Source organism: Comamonas brasiliensis (assembly GCF_018292285.1).
GTDB lineage: Bacteria > Pseudomonadota > Gammaproteobacteria > Burkholderiales > Burkholderiaceae_C > Comamonas > Comamonas brasiliensis.
In genome coordinates, this window is the sequence record NZ_JAANES010000007.1 from 21629 (window position 1) to 43030 (window position 21402).

22 protein-coding genes are annotated in these 21402 nt (G+C 57.1%); 13 read left to right on the top strand and 9 right to left on the bottom strand.

Features of this window, described 5'->3' with window-relative positions; all coding sequences use genetic code 11:
* Window positions 1–18: 18 nt before the first annotated feature.
* Together DJFAAGMI_RS22650 and DJFAAGMI_RS22655 are read right to left on the bottom strand one after the other, a co-directional pair.
* Window positions 19–453 carry an NUDIX hydrolase gene (locus DJFAAGMI_RS22650; protein WP_211459372.1) on the bottom strand — a complete coding sequence of 145 codons (435 nt, stop codon included), beginning with the start codon at window positions 451–453 and terminating at the stop codon, window positions 19–21.
* Between the two features lie 177 nt (window positions 454–630).
* Complete coding sequence (locus tag DJFAAGMI_RS22655) at window positions 631–1401, bottom strand: AraC family transcriptional regulator (protein ID WP_211459742.1); 771 nt, start codon at window positions 1399–1401, stop codon at window positions 631–633.
* A 111-nt stretch (window positions 1402–1512) separates the two neighbouring features.
* Here DJFAAGMI_RS22655 and DJFAAGMI_RS22660 point away from each other — a divergent pair, with 111 nt between their 5' ends.
* Window positions 1513–2328 carry a sulfite exporter TauE/SafE family protein gene (locus DJFAAGMI_RS22660; protein ID WP_211459373.1) on the top strand — a complete coding sequence of 272 codons (816 nt, stop codon included), beginning with the start codon at window positions 1513–1515 and terminating at the stop codon, window positions 2326–2328.
* A 95-nt stretch (window positions 2329–2423) separates the two neighbouring features.
* Here DJFAAGMI_RS22660 and DJFAAGMI_RS22665 read toward each other — a convergent pair whose 3' ends face one another.
* A complete protein-coding gene (locus DJFAAGMI_RS22665; protein ID WP_211459374.1) occupies window positions 2424–3326 on the bottom strand; it encodes a LysR substrate-binding domain-containing protein in 903 nt (300 codons plus the stop codon).
* Window positions 3327–3455: 129 nt separating this feature from the next.
* On the opposite strand from DJFAAGMI_RS22665, the gene DJFAAGMI_RS22670 reads away from it, so the two are divergent.
* Window positions 3456–4664, top strand: a complete 1209-nt coding sequence (locus tag DJFAAGMI_RS22670) for an MFS transporter (protein ID WP_211459375.1) — start codon at window positions 3456–3458, stop codon at window positions 4662–4664.
* Between the two features lie 34 nt (window positions 4665–4698).
* On the opposite strand, the gene DJFAAGMI_RS22675 is transcribed toward DJFAAGMI_RS22670, so the two are convergent.
* The 5 genes from DJFAAGMI_RS22675 to DJFAAGMI_RS22695 form a co-directional block, all read right to left on the bottom strand.
* Entirely contained in the window at window positions 4699–5751 is a 1053-nt protein-coding gene (locus DJFAAGMI_RS22675) for a threonine aldolase family protein (RefSeq protein WP_211459377.1), read from the bottom strand.
* 63 nt (window positions 5752–5814) lie between these two features.
* Window positions 5815–6669 carry an AraC family transcriptional regulator gene (locus tag DJFAAGMI_RS22680; protein WP_211459379.1) on the bottom strand — a complete coding sequence of 285 codons (855 nt, stop codon included), beginning with the start codon at window positions 6667–6669 and terminating at the stop codon, window positions 5815–5817.
* 213 nt (window positions 6670–6882) lie between these two features.
* On the bottom strand, window positions 6883–7503 hold the full coding sequence (locus DJFAAGMI_RS22685) for a flavin reductase family protein (protein ID WP_211459744.1): 621 nt from the start codon (window positions 7501–7503) through the stop codon (window positions 6883–6885).
* A gap of 487 nt (window positions 7504–7990) precedes the next feature.
* The gene (locus DJFAAGMI_RS22690; protein ID WP_407714014.1) at window positions 7991–8710 is read right to left on the bottom strand and encodes a FadR/GntR family transcriptional regulator; all 720 of its coding nucleotides are present in this window, start codon (window positions 8708–8710) and stop codon (window positions 7991–7993) included.
* A 125-nt stretch (window positions 8711–8835) separates the two neighbouring features.
* The gene (locus DJFAAGMI_RS22695) at window positions 8836–10170 is read right to left on the bottom strand and encodes an MFS transporter (protein WP_211459383.1); all 1335 of its coding nucleotides are present in this window, start codon (window positions 10168–10170) and stop codon (window positions 8836–8838) included.
* 192 nt (window positions 10171–10362) lie between these two features.
* Here DJFAAGMI_RS22695 and DJFAAGMI_RS22700 point away from each other — a divergent pair, with 192 nt between their 5' ends.
* Together DJFAAGMI_RS22700 and DJFAAGMI_RS22705 are read left to right on the top strand one after the other, a co-directional pair.
* Window positions 10363–10920: an ureidoglycolate lyase gene (locus DJFAAGMI_RS22700; protein ID WP_211459385.1), complete on the top strand. Its 558-nt coding sequence runs from the start codon at window positions 10363–10365 to the stop codon at window positions 10918–10920.
* Between the two features lie 461 nt (window positions 10921–11381).
* Window positions 11382–12356 (top strand): Bug family tripartite tricarboxylate transporter substrate binding protein, encoded by a 975-nt coding sequence (locus DJFAAGMI_RS22705; RefSeq protein ID WP_211459388.1) that lies wholly within the window; start codon window positions 11382–11384, stop codon window positions 12354–12356.
* A 486-nt stretch (window positions 12357–12842) separates the two neighbouring features.
* Here the strand turns inward: DJFAAGMI_RS22705 and DJFAAGMI_RS22710 are convergent, their stop codons facing one another.
* Window positions 12843–13277 carry an SEL1-like repeat protein gene (locus DJFAAGMI_RS22710; RefSeq protein ID WP_211459390.1) on the bottom strand — a complete coding sequence of 145 codons (435 nt, stop codon included), beginning with the start codon at window positions 13275–13277 and terminating at the stop codon, window positions 12843–12845.
* 874 nt (window positions 13278–14151) lie between these two features.
* On the opposite strand from DJFAAGMI_RS22710, the gene DJFAAGMI_RS22715 reads away from it, so the two are divergent.
* The 9 genes from DJFAAGMI_RS22715 to DJFAAGMI_RS22755 all read left to right on the top strand — a co-directional run bounded on the left by DJFAAGMI_RS22715 (window position 14152) and on the right by DJFAAGMI_RS22755 (window position 21401).
* Window positions 14152–14829 carry an isochorismatase family protein gene (locus DJFAAGMI_RS22715; RefSeq protein WP_211457263.1) on the top strand — a complete coding sequence of 226 codons (678 nt, stop codon included), beginning with the start codon at window positions 14152–14154 and terminating at the stop codon, window positions 14827–14829.
* Window positions 14830–14867: 38 nt separating this feature from the next.
* Window positions 14868–15704, top strand: coding sequence for an alpha/beta fold hydrolase (locus tag DJFAAGMI_RS22720; protein WP_211459392.1), 837 nt, complete (start codon window positions 14868–14870; stop codon window positions 15702–15704).
* A gap of 669 nt (window positions 15705–16373) precedes the next feature.
* Entirely contained in the window at window positions 16374–17687 is a 1314-nt protein-coding gene (locus DJFAAGMI_RS22725; RefSeq protein WP_211459394.1) for a tyrosine-type recombinase/integrase, read from the top strand.
* Entirely contained in the window at window positions 17687–18166 is a 480-nt protein-coding gene (locus DJFAAGMI_RS22730) for a hypothetical protein (RefSeq protein WP_211459396.1), read from the top strand. The genes DJFAAGMI_RS22725 and DJFAAGMI_RS22730 overlap by 1 nt, the downstream gene beginning before the upstream one ends.
* Before the next feature lie 66 nt (window positions 18167–18232).
* Complete coding sequence (locus DJFAAGMI_RS22735; protein ID WP_211459398.1) at window positions 18233–18859, top strand: DUF5677 domain-containing protein; 627 nt, start codon at window positions 18233–18235, stop codon at window positions 18857–18859.
* Window positions 18860–18984: 125 nt separating this feature from the next.
* Window positions 18985–19221 carry a helix-turn-helix transcriptional regulator gene (locus DJFAAGMI_RS25160; RefSeq protein ID WP_211459400.1) on the top strand — a complete coding sequence of 79 codons (237 nt, stop codon included), beginning with the start codon at window positions 18985–18987 and terminating at the stop codon, window positions 19219–19221.
* A 106-nt stretch (window positions 19222–19327) separates the two neighbouring features.
* Window positions 19328–20749 (top strand): AAA family ATPase, encoded by a 1422-nt coding sequence (locus tag DJFAAGMI_RS22745; protein WP_211459402.1) that lies wholly within the window; start codon window positions 19328–19330, stop codon window positions 20747–20749.
* A 72-nt stretch (window positions 20750–20821) separates the two neighbouring features.
* Window positions 20822–21109 (top strand): hypothetical protein, encoded by a 288-nt coding sequence (locus DJFAAGMI_RS22750; protein WP_211459404.1) that lies wholly within the window; start codon window positions 20822–20824, stop codon window positions 21107–21109.
* A gap of 4 nt (window positions 21110–21113) precedes the next feature.
* The gene (locus DJFAAGMI_RS22755; protein ID WP_211459406.1) at window positions 21114–21401 is read left to right on the top strand and encodes a hypothetical protein; all 288 of its coding nucleotides are present in this window, start codon (window positions 21114–21116) and stop codon (window positions 21399–21401) included.
* Window position 21402 lies beyond the last annotated feature (1 nt).

Consider the following 21402-nt stretch of genomic DNA (forward strand, 5'->3'; position numbering starts at 1 on the left):
CATAACGACCCAGAGCAGTCAGCTGTGCCCAGCAGGGAATTTGCTGGCAATGTATTTCAACGCGCCCTGAAACACCCAGTGCCATTGGGCATTCGGCTGTTGTGACAGTGGGTGCCAAAAGAATTTGAAGTTATGTCCACCGTCATCAGCAGTCCTATAGACCCAAGAGTCTGGCAGGTCGTTTATGTCACAGAGATGAAATGCCCAAATGTGGTTCTCGTAGCCGGATGCCCATACACCTAAATCAGCCAAGACATCTGACGCAATTAGTCCACTTTCTTCGTGCAACTCGCGCAGTGCAGCATCCCTAGAGTTTTCGCCTAACTCAATCGTACCTTTGACAAGTTGGGTTCCCGCCAGTGGATGCTCGAATGCAAGTATTTCAATGGATTCTTGGCCTCGAATGACCACCGGGCAGACTTTGTTAGGGCGTAAAGGTAATTCCGATTTCATAGGCCTATTCTCATGTACGCCGAGGAGCGCTCCTGGTCGATAGACACCGTCTCAGAACGACCCTCAACGGTCATTCGCCAAGAGCAGTATCAGATTCGCTGTCTGGACTGTTAGTGACGTTGCATTAACAGGGACTTTCGAAGCTGTCCAAGCTACCTACGAGGGCATCAGCTCGAATTACCGCGCTGCTCCCATGAAGTCCGACGGCTTTCTCCCGAGCCTCTTGCGGAACATCGTGGAGAAGGCTCCCGGATTGTCATAGCCCAGTTGAAACGCCACCGTCGTCACCGAATCGCCGGCTCCCAGTCTGGACATGGCAAACAGAAGGCAGGCCTGGCTTCTCCACTCTGAAAACGACATTCCGGTCTGCGAACGAAAGAACCGACTGAAGGTGCGTTCGCTCTGGTGCAACTGCCCTGCCCAGGCCAGTGGCGACACGCTTGCATCGGGTTGCTGAAGAAAGGCAATGCACAGCGCCACCAGCCGTTCATCGTGCGGCAGCGGCGCAAAGTACGGCAGCGTTTCTGCGCGGCCGACTTCCAGCATCAAAAGCGACATCAGCACACCGTCGCGACCGCGCTCGTCGTACAGCGCAGGCAAGTCGATGGATTCGATGAGCAGATGCCGCAGCAGCGGCGACACCGCCAGCACCTCGCAATGTGATTGCTTGCGAGGCACCGCGTCAGGCTCGATGTACAGGCTTCGGGTGTTGACGCCCACCATCTTCACTCGGTGCGGCTTGCCCGCTGGAATCCACACGCCGCAGTGGGGAGGGATCACCCAGGCACCATCGTCGGTGCCGACCTCCATCAAGCCAGTGGCACCGTAAAGAAACTGCGCTCGGCGATGGCTGTGGGTATCCAGAACGGTGCCGGGTGCATAGTCGGTGCCGATGGCAAGGACGGCGCGAGGCGTGGCATCAAGGGAGTTCAGTGACTGGTTGCGCACAGCAAGACTGCAGAAGTGAATGGCCGAAACGCAAATATTATTGGCCAAACGTCGGAAGCACGCCGCTCCAGACCCATCTACTGTGACAACTCCTGCATCACTGGAGTTTTCGTGTCGTTCTATTTGTTGTTGGCGGTCTGTGGGTGTGTGACGGGCATCACCACCGTGCTCTTTGGTTTTGGTGGCGGATTCGTCGTGGTTCCGCTGCTGTACCGCCTGTTGTCCACATTGAACCCACCAGGCAGCGCAGTGGGACAGTCCGCCATGCAGATAGCCGTCGCGACCTCCACTTGCGTGATGGTCTTTGGCGCTCTGCTGGCAACCTGGCGCCACCAACGCGCAGGAACAGTGGATTGGACGAATGTCAGGCCCCTGATGCTTCCCATCGGAGTGGGGGCCGCACTTGGCGCACTGGCGGCGACCCTTGTTCCAAGCGAATGGCTGCGTTGGGCCTTTGCGGCCTATCTGGTGCTGACCATTCTGGACTGCTGGCTCAGGCCAGGATTTCTTGCCCAGCCTGCAGCCAGGCAGCACCGCCCAGGCCTGCTGGCGAATGCGGTGTCCGGAGCGATGATTGGATGGATCGCCGCGCTGCTGGGGGTCGGTGGCAGCGTGATGACCGTTCCCCTGATGCGCCGCCGAGGAATCGACATGACACGAGCAACCGCCATGGCGAATCCGCTGTCACTGCCAGTCGCGCTGGCAGGAACAGGGACTTACCTCGTTCTGTCCACTCAGTCTTCTTTACCTCTTGCAGTGTGGCATCTTGGCTATATCGACATCCGAGCTGCTGCGGTGCTCGTGGTCGGCTCCTGGATCGGTATTCGTGCTGCATCGCTGTGGATCGGACGTATTCCTGATCGAGTTCACGCGAAGGTGTATTTAGGACTGTTGACTGTCGTTTTTTGGGCCATGGTGACAACATGAAAGTGAGCTACCTTGCCTGTTTCTGATCGTCCGCTTCTGGCCGATAGCAGCCAACGCCGAGGACTGCTCGAGACCCAAGGCAGATATGGCAATAGTCAATCTTTGGGGCTTCTATCCGTCGACACAATACTCAAAAGCCATTGTTTCAGCATCGCCGCTGAAGGGCGCAAGTCCGCTCCTTTTGCGTTCACCACATAGTAGCCTTTGCCGACATCCAGGCGCGCATCGAATGGCTCGCAAAGTGTCCCTTCGCGCACTTCGGCCTCTGTCAGTAGGGCACTGCTCAAGACGACGCCCTGTCCATGCCGGGCAGTCTCTATGGCCAGGATGGACTGATCGAAATGCTGACCAGGTATGGCTGCTATCTGCGTATCGCTTAGCGTGCTGAACTGCCGAAGCCACGATACCCAATGCGGCTGCAGCGTTGTGTGCAGCAGGGTGGCTCGACGCAAGTCATCTGGCGTTTTTAGGTGCAGCTTGCGGGCATATTCTGGAGAGCAGTACAGGCGAGCTTCATCGCTGCTTAGCAGTGCTACGTCTAAGGAGGGATCTTGTCCATCGAAGTAGCGGATTGCCAGGTCGACACGATCTCGTTCGAAATCAATCAGCGCCGTATCTGCACTCAGATGCAGTGATGTGCCTGGACATTTGGCCAGAAATCCCTCCATCCGGGGCGCGAACCATTTAGCTGCCAGTGTGGGAGGCATAGACAGCCAAACTTCATTGGCATGGCTGAGCCGAAGCTGATCGCTGGCTTGCTGGATACGAGCAAGTGCAGGTTTGATGCCGGCCCAATACGCTGATGCCTCAGCGGTCGGATGCAACTGCCGCACTCCCCGTATAAACAGAGGCACTCCTAGCCACTGTTCGAGCTTCCGGATTTGCTGGCCGACCGCACCTTGCGTGACATGCAGGTACTGTGCAGCCAGGGTAAAGCTGTGGTGCTTCATGACGGCATCAAAAAACAGCAGAGATTTGATAGGAAGTGAGGATTGCATGACGTAGATTTTCTATTGCATGAAAGAGCTTAAATCGGTTGTGCGAAATGATCTTCCCCGGGAGAATTTCACACAAGCTGCAGCGAAGGATCGCTCAACTGACCTAGCTCACTCAGTGCATCTGCATACATGAAAAATCAAAAAACCTGGTCACTGGTCTTGGTGGCATCGGCGATTCTGATGATCACCATGGGGGCACGGCAGTCCATGGGATTGTTCCTGTCGCCCTTGAATACGCATACGGGATTGGGCATAGCAAACATCAGCTTTGCCATGGCTGTCGCCCAACTGGTGTGGGGGGCAGTGCAGCCCGTCTTTGGTGCAGTGGCTGATCGCTGGGGGCCCGGTCGGGTTATTGTGCTGGGGGCCTTCATGCTGGCAGCGGGATCTGCGCTGACCACGCAGGTCACCAGCCAGTGGGGATTGATTTTCGCAGTGGGCTTGTTGAGCGCTGCGGGCGCTGGAGCAGGAAGCTTTTCTATTCTTATTGGCGCCACTGCGCAGCGCATCCCAGTGGAGCGACGTTCCTTCGCTGGGGGTGTTATCAACGCTGGTGGGAGTTTGGGGCAGTTCATCTTCGCACCGTTGAACCAGGCGGTGATGTCGGCCTATGGCTGGATGAGCGCCATGTGGATGATGGCTGTCGTGGCGCTCACCACGGCGCCGATGGCATGGTGGCTGCGCAAGACGCCTGTGCAAGCGAGTACAGCCACTTCATCCCGAGACTCAATTACCCTGCGCCAGCAACTCGGAATTGCGTTTAGGGACAAGAGCTATTGGTGTTTGCATGCTGGGTTCTTCACCTGCGGATTTCATATCGCATTTCTGGTGACGCACATGCCTGGTGAAGTCGACCTGTGTGGTTTGAGCCCTGGCGTGGCTTCGACTTCACTGGCGATCATCGGCCTCTCGAATGTGTTCGGTAGTCTGTTCGCAGGTGCATTAGGTTCCAGGGTGCGCATGAAGATGATTCTTTTCTGGATGTATGCATCGCGCGTTGTGGCTATCGTTCTTTACATGGCCGCACCGAAAGAGCCTTGGACCTTTTACATCTTTGCGGCAGCGTTGGGCGTGACCTGGCTCGCCACTGTGCCACCGACCGCTGGGCTCACCGGCAAGCTGTTTGGCGCTCGCTACCTCGGGACCCTTTTTGGGTTGACGTTGTTGAGCCATCAGATTGGTGGATTCTTGGGCGCTTGGTTGGGGGGAGTGGCCGTTGTCCAGACTGGCAGTTACGAATGGATGTGGTGGGCCGATGCCGCTCTGGCCCTGGCAGCTGCTTTCGTCAATCTGCCCATCAGGGAAGCCAAGCCCGCAGAGCGACTGGCCACCGCCTGATCACGGTAATCGCTATGCGGGCTCGGAGTCGTGGTCAGTGACTGTGCTCCATGTGCGATGCCTGCTCGAGATGTCTCAAGAACGCATTTACATGCTCCTCCTCGGTAGCCCATGACGTTACCAGACGGACGATGGAGCTGTCTTCGTCAAACTTGCTCCATACGTAGAAGGAGAAATGAGCTTGCAGTGCCGCAATGACCCCATTGGGGAGAATAGGGAAAAGCTGGTTGGTCTCCGTATCTGCGGACAACTGGTAGCCCGTAGCCAGAATGCCTGACGCCAGCTTCGCTGCCATGACATTTGCATGGCTGGCGAGGGATGTAAAAAGCTGCTTGGGGCCAAATAGTTGCTGGAACTGGATACCCAGCAGTCGGCCTTTGGCCAACATGCCTCCGCGTTGTTTGATGTGGAATGCAAAGTCTTCGGCAAGCATTGGATTGTTGACGACAATGGCTTCTCCCAATAACGCGCCCACCTTGGTACCTCCTATCCAAAAGAGGTCCACCAACGACGCAATGTCCTCCAAACTGACATCGTTCTTGGACGATGCCAAGGCTGCACCAAGCCGAGCTCCATCAAGGAAAACAAGAAGACCACGCCTTTTGGCGAGTGCGGAAATGGCTCGCAACTCGGCCAACGTGTATATCGTTCCTGTCTCGCTGGCGTTGGAGAGGTAGATCAGCCTTGGTTTCGCCATGTGCGGAAAGTGCGCATTGCTTGCCAGTGCGCCTTCGATTGCATCAGGGGTCAGTTTTCCATTGACCGGAGGTACGGTAATCAACTTATGTCCCGTGGCCTCAATTGCGCCGGCCTCACGCACCACGATATGGCTCGTCTCAACGGCAATAACCGCCTCATGGGGACGAAGGCAACTTGAGATTGAGATGATGTTGGCCATGGTGCCGCTGGCCACAAAATGAATGGAGCCCTGGAAACCAGTGCCCAGATGTTCCTTGATACGGAGCACGGCATCCTGTGAATGGCTATCGGTGCCATACGGGCTCTCCTGCGTGAGATTGGAGCCAGTCAATGCTTGCAGGATGTCTGGGTGGGCACCTTCGCTGTAGTCGTCGAGGAAGCTAAACATGTTTGGTTGGAATAGTCTTGGTTTCACACCCTGCGGGCTATGCGGGTTCGAATCACAAGACTATCAACGCGTGCCTGAGGCGCCTTGTAAAAAATTGCCTTGCGACTGCTGAAAGCGTGCAGGGGTTGTCCCGTAGGCGCTACGGAATGCATGCGTGAAATGACTCTGGTCGAAGAAGCCGACTGTGTGAGCCACATCCGTCATTGAGATATCCGCTCCCTGGTGGATCATTCTCAGGGCAGTCTCCAGCCTCAATCGAAGTAGCCAGGCATGAGGCGTCATCCCAACGGCACTCTTGAATTGCTTGAGAAACCGAAAACGATCTAGGCCCACCAACATGGCAAGATCTTCAAGCGCGAGCTTGTCAGCTATATGCGCTTCCATGAAATCTCTCACACGTTGCAATTGTTGATGCGTCAGTCGCCCCTGAATGACTTGGGGCGCAGGATGCCGGATGCGTGCAAACAAGGCCTCGAACAATTCGAGCACCTGTACTTCTTCCATCAACGGCTCCTTTGCAGGCTGAGTCATGCAGGCATGCAGCCTGAGAAGCTCATTTGCAAGCTTGCGATCCTCTAGCACCACTGTGGCCTGCGACGGGAAATGGTGCCTGCCGGTCACTTCCTGCCCAACGCTTGCGAGCAATGAGGGCGTTAAGCGAAAGGTATGTAGCGTATAGGATTCAGCCTCCGCAGCAGTTCCATCGTGGACTTCTCCTGCCGGCATCAATTGGATGGCGCCTGGAGTGAGTAATAGAGACTCGCCTTTGAATGATTGACGCTGCGCACCATTTGCAACCAGTGCAACGTGAAAATCGAGGTGGTAGTGAGGCTCGAAACGAAAATCGGCAAACCTAGCTGTGCTCAAGACAAGGCCAGGTATGGCTGTGGTGTGACTGTATTGAACCTCGTCACGCAAGACGTCTTCTCCGGTGTGTTCTGGCGACTAGTCTCACAGAGACGAGCAGTCTGCAGTGTTGTTCATCGCTGTCCTTCGGTCTTCAGTACGCAAAGACTTCTATTCAGCGGTTGTTGCCTGTCGTAGCGAAGCATGGTGTCGGCCACATTGCAGACACCCAAGCAACCGTTATTGGGCTCAATCTGGCTTGCGAGGCTAGGCTAATGCCATCTGCTACTTGGGACGATAAATGCGGAACTTCTGCTCATCGCCAATCGAGAAATAGTCTGCCGGACCTCCCGCGCGCAGAATCACTCCGGCATTGGCGGTGTCGAACACACCGTCCTTGAGCAGCCGACGATCGATGTAGACCTTTACCACCTCCCCAAGCACGAGCCAAGACGGAATCGACTCATGGCTGGCGGTACGCAACTGGTGGATGTCGGTCAATCGGCATTCGAAGCTCACCGGGCTCTGTGCCACTCTTGGCACCCGTATCAGTTCCGAATCCACGGCTTCTAGCCCTGCCAGCTCGAACTCATTCACCTCCGCAGGGACGGCGGCACAGGTCCGGTTCATGGCATTGGCTAGCTCACGCGTGGCCAGGTTCCACGCGAATTCACCAGTCTCCTGGATATTGCGCACCGTATCTTTCCAGCCGATGCTGGAGAAGCCGATGATGGGAGGGACGTAGTTGAAGGCGTTAAAGAAACTGTAGGGTGCCAGATTGATCTGCCCACTCGCGCTCCTGCTCGAAATCCATCCGATCGGTCGCGGGCCGACGATGGCGTTGAAGGGATCATGCGGCAGTCCGTGCCCTTTGCGGGGCTCATAGGTATGCGAGTCAATTGTCATCGCTGGTGGTTCTGGCGTCTGCCTTGTCGGGAAGTGCTTAGCTGCATTCATGGGGGATAGTGCGAGTCTAACGGCGTGCTGGAGAGGTCGGGCTGCTGGGGCTCCACCAAACCTGAGGCCCAACTCGTCGCTACAGCCGTCTCGCACTGGCAATGTGCTCACGCATCGGCACAAACGATGAGCGCCTGATTGTGCGTAAAAAAAGCCGTCCTTTGAATCGGGAGACAAGCTTCTGCTCCGAGCAGGCAGGCGCTGCTGCGGCTGCAAGTGATTGAGCACAATTTTTACTAGATTTATGTGGGAGAAGTTGGGGCTTGGTAGCAGATCAAAGCAGGCTGTGCTTTAAGGGCGCCCTTTCAGTCTTCGGGCCTCCATGTCCAACTTCTCCGAGCTCTGACTGAGTCTGGTGATTGTTCAAGAAACGGACTCTGGGTAGCTGTCTACGAGACTGGGGGCAGTCCAGGCAGCTCCAACCAATATTCTTTGGCTACAAGCCGGTTGGAAAGTGCACGCCAGCACGCTGGGCTGCCTGCACGATGTGCGCGGACATGGCCTGCTGTGCCAGCTCCGGCCGGCCCTGAGCCAGACCGTCGATGATGGCCGCATGCTCCTCACAGGTCGCATGGCGCGCGCCACGCTTGTAGAAGGGCAGGCGCTGGCTCTCCTGCATGACTTCGCCACTGCCGCGCAGCACGTCTGCAATCGCGTGATTGCCCGAGATGGTGGCGATCTGCATGTGGAAATCGAAATCCAGGTGGCTGGCCTGCAGGAAGTCCGAGGCATCTATGCATTGCTGCATGCCCTGCAGATTGGCCTGCAGCAGCTTCAGGTCTTCGGGCTGTACCACCAGGGCTGCAAGGCGCGCCGCAAAGCCTTCCAACGCGTAGCGCAACTGATAAACATCGGTGAGCGCATGCGAATCGGCAAAGCGCCAGGCCTCGCTGGCTGGAGCCTCGGGTGCCTCGGTCACATACATGCCTTTGCCGGGCCTCGCCACGACCAGCCCCAGCCCCTGCAGCGTGGACAAGGCCTCGCGCAATGACGTCCGGCTGATGCCCAGCTGCTCCGATAGATCGCGCTGCGAGGGTAGGAGCGAGCCCACCGGGTAGGTTCCGGCTTCGATCCAGTCCCGGATCAAGCGGGCGGCCTGGCTGGCAACGGCGACATTGGAGGAGGCTGAAGGTTCCATTCGGGGGAAATCGTTCATCGCAAAAAGGGGATGCGCGCCATCTTAACGACTGTGCAGCATATCCCGCCTCGATCACCGCCCCTGGTACTGTTCCCGACTGCAGTGCGGCAGTGCCTCAGGGCGGTGCCTGCCGCGGTGCGCGGCTATTTGTTGACCAGCTTGGCCGGCACGGTATAGGTCAGAAAGGCGCCGAACAGCAGCACGCCGGCCAGCACGAACATGGCGGCATTGGTGCTCTGTGTCGCATCTTTGATCAGGCCGATCATGTAAGGGCTGATGAAGCCAGCCAGATTGGCGAAGGAGTTGATCAGCGCAATGCCGGCTGCTGCCCCCGCGCTGGACAGGATGGCCGTGGGCAGGCTCCAGAACAGTGGCGAGGTCGCGAGGCTGCCGCCAGCGGCCAGCGCCAGCGCGGCCAGGGACAGATAGACATTGCCGCTGAAAATAGCTGACAGCATCAGCCCCAGCGCACCCACGCAGAACGGCACGATCAGATGCCAGCGGCGCTCGCGCATGCGGTCCGAGCTGCGGCTGACCAGGTTCATGGACACCACGGCCACCGAGAACGGTACGGCCGTCAGCAGGCCGATCTGGAAAGCGCCTTCCACGCCCGACTGGCGGATCAGAGAGGGCAGCCAGAAGGTCAGGCCGTACTGGCCCATCACCGTGCAAAAGCAGATCATGGCCATCTTGATGATGCGCGGATCGGCGAACAGTGCGCGCAGTGTCATGTGGCTGTCGGCCTTGCTGGCGTTCTCGCGGGCGATGTTGCGCTCAAGCAGCGTCTTTTCCGATTCACTGAGCCAGTTCGCGCTGCGGATGTTGTTGTCCAGGTACCAGAGCACGGCCAGACCCAGCAGCAGCGAGGGAACGGCCTCGATCAGGAACAGCCACTGCCAGCCGCGCAGGCCGGCCACACCCTGCATCAGCTCCATGATCCCGCCCGACAGCGGCCCACCCAGGATGCCCGAGACAGGGATCGCGCACATGAACAGCGCCACCATGCGAGCACGCCGGTACGACGGAAACCAGTAGGTCATATACAGGATCATGCCGGGGTAGAAGCCTGCCTCGGCCGCGCCCAGTAGAAAGCGCAGCACATAGAACTGCGTTGGCGTGGTCACGAACATCATGGCTGCCGAGATCAGGCTCCACATGATCATGATGCGGGCAATTGTGGCTTTGGCGCCGATGCGGTGCATGAGCATGTTGCTCGGCACTTCGAAGAAGAAGTAGCCGATGAAGAACAATCCTGCACCGAGGCCGTACATGGCCTCGCTGAACTGCAGGTCCGCCAGCATGTGCAGCTTGGCAAAGCCCACGTTGACACGGTCCAGATAGGCCGCCACATAGCAGGCCATGATGAATGGCAGCAGTCGCCAGGCGACCTTGCGGTAGACCGCAGCCTCTGCGGCGGTTTCGCCGGCCAGCGTTGCCGCTGGCGCGGCGACGTCAGGGGTGGAGGAAAGGGATGACATCTTGGATCCTTGTTGGCGGTGGTTTGCTTAACTGGTATTACCGGTATGATTTGACGACCGCAACCTTAATCAAGATCAAGTCATTACGCACTCGCAATTACCCTAGCCAGCATTTCAGATTGCGATTTGACAAAGTCTCTGGGGGAAAACATACTGGTATTACCAGTTAGACCAATTCAAGAATAAACTCTTATGACCACTGCCCTGGCAACCACGCCCTCCTGCGGCGACACCTCTGTCCTCCCCCGCCTCAGTATTCAGCCCCTGACTGCCGCAGCCTTTGCCCGCTTCGGTGACGTGATCGAAAGCGCGGGACATGCCCCCATACAGATCAACCATGGCATGACCGAGCGCTACCACGCACTGGCACAGGTGGACACCGGCGGCGCTGAAGGCCATGCGCTGATCAACCTGTTCCACGCCCTGCCTTACCAGCTGCCGCTGCGGCTTGAAGAGATGGAGCGCCACCCGCTGGGCAGCCAGGCCTTCGTCCCCTTGCAGGAGACCCCTTTTATCGTCGTTGTTGCCGCTGCGGACGAAAGCGTGCAACCAGGCGACCTGCAGGCCTTTGTGACCAATGGCCGCCAGGGGGTGAACTACCACCGCGGCGTCTGGCATCACTCCCTGATCGCCCTACAGGCCTCTGCACGTTTTATCGTTGTGGATCGCGGCGGCCCCGGCCACAACTGCGATGTGGTGGCCATTGGCGATGGCAGCGGCGTGCTGCTGGAGCTGCCGGACGCCAGCTAAAGCCCCGGAGTTTGAGGACGCAACCACGATGCACATGTGTTGGTGCACGGATCAGGGCCGGTAGTGGGGTCGTGTCGACTTCCAGTGCGCATGAGCGTTCATTGGCATCTTTGCGTTGAGTGACTCCATACAGATTGCAGCAGGCCGCTGGGCTCAGAGGTGACCGAAGGCTCCCGGCCGACCGCAGCCGCGCGCGGTCACCGGGCTGGTAAGTCATACCAGGCACAGATAGTCAGGTCAGCGGGAGCGCGCAGCCGAAGGCGGCGCGGCACGCAGGTGTATCCGCGCCTGAACCCAGTCCTTGATCAGCAGCTGCCAGATTGAGCACCCACTGACGGTATTGAACAAATACACTGCCTCTCAATCTGCTCGGGGCGATCACGGCCTCCAAGACCTTGCTTCAAGCAGATTCCGGATATCGACTTCAAACGCTACCCGCAGAACTACTAAGGAGACCCCTCGTGAACCGTCGACAGATACTTGCTTCCATTGCCGCTGCATGTGCGCTCACCTCCATGACAGCCACCCATGCGGAATCTGCTTTCCCGCAAAAGCCGATCACTTTTGTCGTTCCGTATCTGGCTGGAGGAACAACCGATCTCGTGGCACGAGTCGTGGGTGAACACATGGCACGCACGCTGGGCCAAGCTGTGGTGATCGAGAACAAGCCTGGTGCCGGAGGCAATATCGGCATGGATGTCGTGGCCAAGTCCAAACCCGACGGGTACACGATCGGTTTCGGAGCCATCTCCACCAATGCGCTCAACCCGCACATCTACAAATCGATGGCGTTCGATCCCCGCAAGGACTTCACTGCAGTCTCCATGCTGGGCTACTCCACCATCGTGCTGGAAGTAGGGAAGGGCTTCCCGGCAAACAATGTGCAGGAGTTCATCGCCTACATCAAAGCGAACCCGGGCTTTCAGTACGGTACTGCTGGTGCCGGAACCAGCATGCACCTGGCCGGCGTGATGTTTGCGCAGATGGCAGGCCTTGATACTGTCCATGTGCCCTATAAAGGCAGCGTACCGGGTATTACCGACATGCTTGGTGGCCACCTACCCGCCATGTTCGATAACCTGCCCGCTTCCCTGCCACACATTCAGGCGGGCAAGCTCAAAGCACTGGCCGTGGCTGGTAGCGAGCGCAGTCCATCCTTACCCAATGTGCCGACCATCGCGGAGAGCGGCCTCAAAGGCTACGCAGTCGATCCATGGTTCGGCGTATATGGCCCAGCCAAGCTAGATCCTGCGATCACAGCCAAACTCAATACTGCCATCAACCAGGCCCTGAGCGATCCCGCGGTCAAGGACAAGCTGGTGCAGGCCGGTTTCACCCCCAAGGGGTCAGCGGCCCAAAGCTTCGAAGCGCTGACACAGTCCGAATACAAACGACTGGGTGATGTGGCACGTAAGGCCCAGATGCAGGTCAACTAACCACAGCCGCTGGCGGTCGAAGGAAAGCCCAATGACTGGTAAAGGTGGCAGCGGTCATCGGTCCGGTACAACGGGATGTCGGCAACCAGCCTGAAGCAGTCGCCGATGGAAACAACTCCAAGGACTGCTTCTGGCCGATAGCGCCATTTCGTACTCGTCACCGATAGCTGTCATTGAGCAACTGGCTGACGCAAGTCGAGTGACTGCTGCTGGTGAATAAATCGAACTCCCCCGGCTGGCCAGTAGCGGTCACGCAATGCCTTGCCGCAGCATCAGCCAAGGCTGGATGTCCGCAAAGGCGCCAACAATGGCCGAGGCAGCTCCGACTGCCACAGCGCCCCCAAGCTCCGAACTGGACTCCTGGAGCCGTCGCAGAACATGTAGATCCAATGTTGTGGCCAGGCCACCACGCGTCGGCCCAGTCGCGTTGGGCACCTGGCACATCATTGGAGACGACGCCGCGATCTGAAAAGGACTGTGCGCATATCACCCGTTCCAATCGGGTGCGCAGGCTATCTGGCCAGTCGGTGCATTTCGCAGGCGGTTCAGAAAATTCAACTGGCTTCTGGCCGTTTGACTCCCCTTTGCGACGGCTTGCCGTAGCCAGTGAACTGCTTCGCAGCGGTCCGCCTTCACCGCAGTACCGAACAGGATTGGACCAGCCAGAAGTACCCATGCCAGTGTTTCCTGCGCTTGTGCCTCGCCATCGTGGGCCGCCTGGCGCAGCAACCCGAGCATAGGGGCGTAGTCACCTGCAGTCTGGGCTTCCATGGCCAGTTGAAATTGCTGCTCGGGGGTGGTTGCAATGTCAAAAGGCAAGGGGGCCGCCTGTGCCAGCGCGCCAGACAAGGCCGCTGCGATGAACAAGCCATGCCCTGCATATCGGGCCAGTGTGGCAATTGAACGGAATTCGAATCGCATTTTTGTCTCCACTTGAACTGAGTGGACCCATCGTCGTAACAATCTCGCTCGCTGAAAATTGGGAATTTTCGAAGACGCCCTCAGCGCCACCCAGAGGCTGATTCGAACTGATGTATCCACCCTGCGAAAAGCCTGCACTGGACCGCCCCCGGATTCAGGGAAGTCATAAGAAGATGAATGGGCAGCAGTCCGTTAGCAGCTACCGGCATAGGAGTCGCCGATGGTGATGTCGCAATGAAAGACTGCAGGCATTGACCGAGGTACAGCGAACGATCGCAACAGGTCTTTTGCTGCCGGTGGTCAGAACAAGAAGGCCGGTCGTTGCGTATCGGAATGATGGTCAATTAAGGCCAGCGCCCGCACCTCGCATGTTCTTGCTTTTCCAGAAAGCAAGAGCGCAGTGCCACAGTGGTATTCATGAGCGGCGAATCCCGCTGCACTCAGCGCGTGTGCTGCATCCGCTCTTTTCTCTGGCGCTGAAACGATGACACACAGGGACGCAGGGTCGCAGGTTCTCGATTCACGATGGCGCTCATTTGCACGAGGGCCTTCCGATCGAAAAATCTGCTTGATGCCTCACCATAAAGTGCGCATGACTTCGCTTCAGCGCTTTGTTGGAGAGCTGACATCCCTGAGCTTCAATAACCGTTGGAGGTGGCGCCATCGCAGTAGTGGTTCTGCGAGACGATTTCCCTGCATGCTGAGGCTTTGAACTGATCATCGATAAATTCGATGATGAATCCCAATTCCTTTCAATCTGGATGGCAGTCAGACACCAGATACTTCATCCATCGCAGCAAGGAAGCCATGAGAAATCAAGGCAGAAGGCTGAATATCTTTAGTGTGAATATCATCGATTGAAAGAACTGAAACCATGTCCAACGCCAACGCTTCCATCGCCCGTCCCGTCGCAGTCGCCAAGCCCGGTGCCAAGCTGCTCAACCCCCATGACCACACGCTGATCATGATCGACTTCCAGTCGCAGATGGCCTTTGCCACGCACTCCATCGATCCCGTGCAGCTGCGCTCCAACGCCGCCCTGGTCGCTTCGGCCGCCGCCGGTTTCGGTGCCTCCACCATCCTGACCACGGTGGCCGAAAAAAGCTTTTCCGGCCCCATGTTCGAGGAAGTAACCGCGCCTTTCCCCGGCCAGGCCCTGCTGGACCGCACCTCGATGAACACCTGGGAAGACCAGGCCGTGATCAACAAGGTCAACGAGATCGGCAAGCCCCGCATCGTGCTGGCCGGCCTGTGGACCAGCGTGTGCATCGTCGGCCCGGCCCTGTCGGCCCTGGACCAGGGTTTTGAAGTCTTCGTGATCGCCGATGCCTGTGGTGACATCTCCACCGAAGCGCACAACCGCGCCATGGATCGCATGGTGCAGGCGGGCGCCCAGCCCATCACGTCGCTGCAATACCTGCTGGAAATGCAGCGCGACTGGGCTCGCACCGAAACCTATGACATGACCACGGGCATCGCCAAGAAGCTGGGCGGCGGCTACGGCATTGGCATCACCTACGCCAAGACCATGTTCGGCGCCCACGAAGGCTGATCCCTCGTTCCCCCCTCACCACCACCGGAGCACACACCATGAGCACCCTCACCACTGCCGACGGCGTCGAGATCTTCTTCAAGGACTGGGGTCCCAAGGACGGCCAGCCCATCATGTTCCACCACGGTTGGCCCCTGTCCTCGGACGACTGGGATGCGCAGATGCTGTACTTCGTGCAGCGGGGCTTCCGTGTCGTGGCCCATGACCGGCGCGGCCATGGCCGCTCGGCCCAGGTCAGCGAAGGCCATGACATGGACCACTACGCAGCCGATGCCTTTGCCGTGGTCGAGCACCTGGACCTGCGCAACGTGGTGCACGTAGGCCACTCCACGGGCGGCGGCGAGGTGGCGCGTTATGTGGCGCGCCATGGCCAGCCCGCAGGCCGGGTCGCCAAGGCTGTGCTGGTGGCGGCCGTGCCGCCCCTGATGCTCAAGACAGAGGCCAATCCAGAAGGCCTGCCGCTGGAGGTGTTCGATGGTTTTCGTGCCGGCGTGGCCGGCAACCGGGCCCAGATGTTCCTGGACGTGCCGGCCGGCCCCTTCTACGGCTTCAACCGGCCGGGCGCCACCGTGCACCAGGGCGTCATCCAGAACTGGTGGCGTCAGGGCATGATGGGCAGTGCCAAGGCCCACTACGAAGGCATCAAGGCTTTCTCGGAAACTGATCAGACCGAAGACCTGAAAGCCATCACCGTGCCCACCCTGGTGCTGCACGGCGACGACGACCAGATCGTGCCCATTGCCGATGCCGCGCTGAAGGCCGTGAAGTTGCTGCCCAACGGCACGCTCAAGGTATACCCCGGCTATTCTCACGGCATGCTCACGGTCAATGCCGCCGAGCTGAACGCCGACATCCTGGCCTTTATCCAGGGCTGAGCATCTAGTGGCTGTGGCGGTGCAGACCTTCAAGCAACGCCGCCGTCTTCATCATTGAGCAGGTCGGGAGGAGACAAGCCGGCAACTTAGCACTAGATACTTGTAGTGCAGATGCCAGCTTTGGGGGCGGTACCGCAATTTGGTCGACCGGTAGAGAAGCCGTTGAACCCGAGGGCATCTGGGCCCTGGTCGGCAGGGGCAAGAGCAATTTCTGAAGGACAGATCCCGGAGGTGCAGCAGTCATTCAGCTGCGAAACCGAACGACCGGTGCCCACAACAGTGGCCGATGCGCTGCCGACCTTGAATGACGGTAGCCAGCCTAAAAGGGCTGCCAACACGAACTGAGTGGTGGCACATTCCACAAAAGAAAAGGCCTATCGAGATCCTCGATAGGCCTTTTGGCATTGATCGCCTGTCAGCACATTTTTGCAATAAAGCAAAATGTGGCGTAACGCGAGATAAAGCATAAGCTGCCTATTTTCGCCACTTTATGCTTATCTTTTTATCGGCTGTGACTGTCGAACAGTAGTCCTATGATGTTTCGTATTATTCAATAAATATCTTATTTAACAATGGTTTATGTCATTTAGTAGTCCGAGGGTGTCTTGCTGTGTTCCCTGGAATCCGATAATCTATGTGGGATAGGATGATGGACAAAGGGAAGTGGCTATGCCTAAGAAAGCCAAAGAACTATCCGCGCTGGCGGTAGCGAAGTTGAAGACCGAAGGACGATACGCCGTAGGCGGGGCGGACGGTCTGCACCTTCGCATCGCCGGGGGATCCCGTGCATGGGTTTTGCGCGTAGCTGTGGGAACCCGCCTGAACGACAACGGCAGGCCTGTAGTGCATCGCCGGGATGTTGGGCTAGGTAGTTACCCGGAAGTGTCGTTGGCCGAAGCCCGCGAAAAGGCGCGCGAAATGCGCAAGCAGGTTCGGGACGGAATCGACCCCATCGAACAGAAGAAACAAGGCCGCGAAGCCTTGCGCGTTCAGTTGTCGAAGGCAAAGACGTTCCGAGAATGCGCCGAAGTTGTGATTGCGAACAAGTCACGCGAACTCAAAAACGTCAAGCACGTAGCGCAATGGCAATCGACGCTTGAAACTTACGCTTATCCGACCATCGGCGACCGCATCATAGGAACCGTTACGAAGGCCGATGTTGTCGCCGTCCTTGAACCCATTTGGCAGACCAAGAACGAAACGGCGAACCGCCTTCGCGGGCGTATCGAAACCATCTTCGACTATGCAAAGGCGATGGAATACCGCGAAGGCGACAACCCCGCCGCATGGAAGGGGGCGCTTGAACCGATACTCGGCAAGGTAAACCGCGAAGTGAAGGCGCAACCGTCGTTGCCGTACCGCGAAATCGGAGCGTTCATGGTCGAGCTGCGCAAACGTGAAGGCGTGTCGCCGCGCGCGTTGGAATTCGCTATTCTGACCGCTACTCGTTCGGGCGAAGTCTTCGGCGCGACATGGGGTGAAATCGACTGGAAGGCGAAGCTTTGGACGATTCCGAAGGAGCGCATGAAGGCCGACAAGGAACACCGCATTCCGCTATCGGATGAGGCTATGAAGCTGCTTGAAACCCTGCCGCGTATTGTGGGTAACAGCTACGTTTTCCCGGCCCCGCGCGGCGGCAAGTTGTCGGACATGGCGCTTACGACGTTGCTTCGCCGCATGGACGCCGCCGAATGCGAAGCGGGCCGAAATGGCTTCAAAGATCCGAAGCGAAATAAGGTTGCGACGACACACGGCTTCCGTTCGACGTTCCGCGATTGGGCCGCAGACGAAACCCATTACCCGCGCCAAGTTTGTGAACATGCGCTTGCCCACAAGCTGCCGGATAGTGTCGAAGCCGCGTATCTCCGCACAGATTTTCTAGCGAAGCGCACGCAGTTGATGGCCGATTGGGCGCGCTACTGCGGCATCGTACATAGTGTCTCCGCCGATAACGTCGTGCCGATGAAGAAGGGGGCTGCGTAATGTCGAAGCTACTCTACGGGTTCGACCCGCATCAGCCGAATTTACATGACGATGGTTTGCATAAAGGCACGACAGAAGAAGCAGCATGGGCGATGCTTGAAGACGTGCAAACGTATTTGAAAGACGGTAAGCCGTTGCCGCCTGAACTGGCAACTTGGCTTGGATTGGCTATCGAATTCAGCAAGCCCGATCGCCAGCTCAAGCGCGAAGGCAACAGCGCCGAATTATTGCAACGACTTGGATTGAACAAGCGTCGTGGCGAAAGAAGCCCGTATAACCGTCATTTCAAGGCGTATTGGCAAGGTAGACTTTGGCACCTTGGGATATACAACGAAGCCGGGTTGAAGTCGGAGCAAATCGTTAAAGCAGTCAAGGATGAAATGACCGTCGAAGGCATCGAGGAAGAGCTCCAGCCGAACCGCGAAACCCTACAAGACTGGCTATCCGAAGCGATCTCCGGGCGTGCGCGGGGTCGATAAATGATGCCTTGCTTAAAATCCGATGCGTTATAAATAGATTTTTTGTAAAACCTAGCAAGGAAACTCGTGTCTACTGAATTCGAAAAACTAAATGCGGAACTGCCAACAATCAAAAATTTATCGAGCACTGGCGGCGCAAACGGATTCTTCGCGCAAGAAGTGCTGCGCTTTCATTCGTTAGCACGAACGCTTTTGGATAGTGATTTTAAGTTGGACGAAAGTTCGACCGTTGACGAACGATACCTAACGCATGTGCTGTCGCGTTCGTTGCTAGAAAACTGCTTCACTATCATCTATCTTTTCGACAATCCCGCTGAAACATCGAACCGATACGAAGCACTCAAAAACTCATTCAAGGAAGACTATAGAAAGCTGTTGAACGAACCGCTTTTGCCCCGTAAGAGCGAACTAGAACCGGCTGATCCAGCATGGCGAAACTTAGCCGGATTGCCCAACGTAAACGACATGCTTGCGCAGGTTAAAAACGTTGATGGCGACCGTATGAATTACCTGTATTTTGTGTATCGCATCGCAAGCTTCGACACGCACGGCAGAAGTTTGGGAGCGATCTTCGAATCGGTCTTCGGCAAGACGTGCAACTTCCCTGTACTTAAGATCAAATACGCCTTCGAACTTATGGCGGATCAATACTGCGTCGTTTTGAACGACCTTCGTAGCAGAGGCGAAATCTAGTCCATCGCGGCGCAAAGCCGCGGCACGCCTTGTCTGCCGCCAAATAGACGGGTTTCGCGGCAGACCCAAAACTTGCCCGCCTGAATACTGCACCCATCGTTCATTTGAATTTAACGGGGTGCAATATGACTTCCCTTCTGCGGCTTCCCGCCGTCATGTCTGCTACGGGCCTGACCCGTAGCACGCTCTACCTTCGTATCAAGCAGCGGCTTATGACGCCCCCTGTCAAGCTGGGCGAACGCTGCGCCGCATGGCCTGCACACGAAGTCGCGGCCATCAACACCGCGCGCATTGCCGGGAAGTCCGAAGCCGAAATCCGCGAATTGGTGACACAGCTTGAACAGCAGCGCACGGCGGCGTAGATGCGGACGTATCCTCTGCCAAATACCATTAAAAAACATAGGTATGTGAGAGAAATTTGGATTAATCCCACATAAAAACCCACAAAAGAATACAAGGCTAGACCCAATGGCAAACGATAACGTCAACTTTGGTTTTGAGCCGTCGCCTGACGATGAACAGGCAACGATGCGCGAAATCCTGTCGCATCTTGCGCCTAAGAAAGAAGATGACGTGAGGATGGTTGCCGCAGCGTTGAAGACGCACGGCTCGAAGCTCGAAGAAGTCTTTCTTGAATGGGCAACGCCTTACGGTCGATACAAAGCGAAGGGTTTGTGGGCAAAGGTCAGGCCCGACCCTGATGCGATGACGGAAGTCATTGAGCGTCAAATCGTAGCCATTGCGAAAAAATCCCGATTCAAAGCAATTTCAGCAGCCATTGTCGAAGCTGCACCGTCGCCGAACTGGCGCGTCAAGTACGTTTTGCCAGTTACTGGCATTGCGGCCATCTACGGCGCCTCAGCATCTGGCAAGTCTTTTGTGAGTTTAGAACTCGCCGCAGCCATCGCCGAAGGTTCTCCGTTCTTCGGATACGCCACAAAGCCCGCCGCCGTGCTGTACGTTGTTCTTGAAGGCGAAGGGGGCATACGTGGCCGGGTGCTTGCATGGCAACGATACAAGGCTCGCACGATGCCTGAAGGTATGCGATTTTTGCTGCAACCGTTCCGCTTGAACGATCCGCAGGACGTAGCAGAGCTTGCCGCAATGTGTCCGCCCGGTTGCGTCGTGTTTATCGACACCCTAAACCGTTCTGCGCCCGGAATGGACGAGAACAGTTCGAAGGACATGAGTGCGGTTATCGAAGGAGCGAAGATGCTTCAACGCTTGATCAGTGGGCTTGTCGTTCTTGTCGCTCACACCGGCAAGGATGGCTCGAAAGGGCTTCGAGGGCATTCAAGCTTGTTTGCCGCGCTTGACGCCGCTGTTCTTATCGAACGCAATGGCGATGCCCGAAGCTGGAGGGTCGATAAGGCGAAAGATGGACGCGACGGCGAAACGCATTACTTTCGTTTGAACGTGGTTGAAGTCGGCATGGACGAAGACGGTGACGTAATGACTTCGTGCGTCGTCGTGCCGGATAGCGTTGTGCCCACAAAGGGCGAAAAGCCGTTAACCGCAAATCAGAAGATGGCACTTACATCATTCCGTGAAGCGGCAGGCATGTTCGGCGGACTTGACGAACAAGGCAACTTCATCGGCCTGCATTTGAGCCAGTGGCGCCCGGTCTTCTATCGCATGAGTCCCGCAGATTCAGACGCGGCGAAGAAAAAAGCTTTCGAACGTGCCCGCAAAGACTTGATCGAACTTGGCCGTATCGAAGTCAAAAACAACATCTATCGGCTGTCAGGTGATACCGCAGCCATCGAAGAAAAGTGCATCGCGGAAGTCCTGAAGGCGGAACGCGACAGGGCGACAAGACAGCGACAACCCGGCGACGTGTCGCGCTTCGCAAGCTTGTCTTTGGGGACGACAGCGACAACACCCTTTTAGGGTGTCGTATGTCCCCTGCGATGCGATGGCAGATTTTGATTTTTGTGGGTGCCAACAGAAGGGGAAACCGAAATGGCGATGCATCAATACTTTGAAGACATACACCAGTTGATTAAAGAGGAAAGCGAAGTCGCTCAATTGATTGCAATGGAAGCGATGAAGCTAACGCAGCGAGTAACCGGCAGCGATGCACGATTGATTGACCCGGCCCTTCTGCGCACGTTGACCGCGCTTGTAGTGAAAAGACTGGATGTTGATGACGTGATAGACCGATACCAACAGCGTGAACGTCGCAAGGCTGTCAATCAGCAAATTGACGCATCCGTGCAGCATAAGCAGACCAACCGTTTTGAGGAATAGCCCCATGAGCAATGAACAAGTTTTGCGCCCTTGGCCGTCCGAAACCCCCGTCACTGTTGGAGATGACGCGTCACCTATCCCCCCTGTGGGCAAAAAGCTGTATGCGCGCGCCAAGCTGGCAACGGCAAACGACATTGCTGCGGAATTGGCGCGCGTTTATAGGGCCATGAAGTCGGGCCAACTTGATCCGAATGTCGGAACGAAGTTGACCTACGTTCTTTCGACGCTGGCAAAGCTTCGCATGGATAGCGATATCGAAGCGCGCATCGAAGCCTTGGAAGGGCGAGGCTGAG

Coding starts and splice junctions, on each gene's coding strand:
- DJFAAGMI_RS22650 (WP_211459372.1), bottom strand. CDS start 453: ATGAAATCGGAATTACCTTTACGCCCTAACAAAGTCTGCCCGGTGGTC.
- DJFAAGMI_RS22665 (WP_211459374.1), bottom strand. CDS start 3,326: ATGCAATCCTCACTTCCTATCAAATCTCTGCTGTTTTTTGATGCCGTC.
- DJFAAGMI_RS22670 (WP_211459375.1), top strand. CDS start 3,456: ATGAAAAATCAAAAAACCTGGTCACTGGTCTTGGTGGCATCGGCGATT.
- DJFAAGMI_RS22675 (WP_211459377.1), bottom strand. CDS start 5,751: ATGTTTAGCTTCCTCGACGACTACAGCGAAGGTGCCCACCCAGACATC.
- DJFAAGMI_RS22685 (WP_211459744.1), bottom strand. CDS start 7,503: ATGACAATTGACTCGCATACCTATGAGCCCCGCAAAGGGCACGGACTG.
- DJFAAGMI_RS22690 (WP_407714014.1), bottom strand. CDS start 8,710: ATGAACGATTTCCCCCGAATGGAACCTTCAGCCTCCTCCAATGTCGCC.
- DJFAAGMI_RS22695 (WP_211459383.1), bottom strand. CDS start 10,170: ATGTCATCCCTTTCCTCCACCCCTGACGTCGCCGCGCCAGCGGCAACG.
- DJFAAGMI_RS22700 (WP_211459385.1), top strand. CDS start 10,363: ATGACCACTGCCCTGGCAACCACGCCCTCCTGCGGCGACACCTCTGTC.
- DJFAAGMI_RS22710 (WP_211459390.1), bottom strand. CDS start 13,277: ATGCGATTCGAATTCCGTTCAATTGCCACACTGGCCCGATATGCAGGG.
- DJFAAGMI_RS22715 (WP_211457263.1), top strand. CDS start 14,152: ATGTCCAACGCCAACGCTTCCATCGCCCGTCCCGTCGCAGTCGCCAAG.
- DJFAAGMI_RS22720 (WP_211459392.1), top strand. CDS start 14,868: ATGAGCACCCTCACCACTGCCGACGGCGTCGAGATCTTCTTCAAGGAC.
- DJFAAGMI_RS22725 (WP_211459394.1), top strand. CDS start 16,374: ATGCCTAAGAAAGCCAAAGAACTATCCGCGCTGGCGGTAGCGAAGTTG.
- DJFAAGMI_RS22730 (WP_211459396.1), top strand. CDS start 17,687: ATGTCGAAGCTACTCTACGGGTTCGACCCGCATCAGCCGAATTTACAT.
- DJFAAGMI_RS25160 (WP_211459400.1), top strand. CDS start 18,985: ATGACTTCCCTTCTGCGGCTTCCCGCCGTCATGTCTGCTACGGGCCTG.
- DJFAAGMI_RS22745 (WP_211459402.1), top strand. CDS start 19,328: ATGGCAAACGATAACGTCAACTTTGGTTTTGAGCCGTCGCCTGACGAT.
- DJFAAGMI_RS22750 (WP_211459404.1), top strand. CDS start 20,822: ATGGCGATGCATCAATACTTTGAAGACATACACCAGTTGATTAAAGAG.
- DJFAAGMI_RS22755 (WP_211459406.1), top strand. CDS start 21,114: ATGAGCAATGAACAAGTTTTGCGCCCTTGGCCGTCCGAAACCCCCGTC.